This window comes from Clostridium sp. MCC328, assembly GCF_018785465.1.
Classification (GTDB): Bacteria; Bacillota; Clostridia; order Lachnospirales; family Lachnospiraceae; genus Pilosibacter; species Pilosibacter fragilis.
The window spans coordinates 1-325 of the sequence record NZ_WQPW01000061.1; the positions used below are offsets into that span (position 1 = coordinate 1).

Sequence of the window (325 nt, forward strand, 5' to 3'; positions counted from 1 at the left end):
TCCATGGGGGTGTAGCTCAGTTGGGAGAGCACCTGCCTTGCAAGCAGGGGGTCAAGAGTTCGAATCTCTCCATCTCCACTTAGCGTCTTTGTACGTTGCACTTCGAAAAACTTCGTTTTTCTCAGTCGCGTGCAGGCACGCTATGAAATCAAAACTTCATAAATGCTTATGGAAGCAAGCTTCCAACACATTTCTAAAGTTTCGATTTCGCAACGTACCTTGAAAACCGCATATTGAAATAATTGATCTTAAATATTTAAGATACAAGACATCCGAGGCGTATCGAAAGATACGTAACCGAAAGAATCAAGTAAACACGAGACCA

1 tRNA gene is annotated in these 325 nt (G+C 42.5%); it reads left to right on the forward strand.

Annotation, left to right across the window (positions count from 1 at the left end):
- The first annotated feature begins 5 nt into the window (after positions 1–5).
- A tRNA-Ala gene (locus GPK83_RS09705) sits at positions 6–78 on the forward strand.
- Positions 79–325 lie beyond the last annotated feature (247 nt).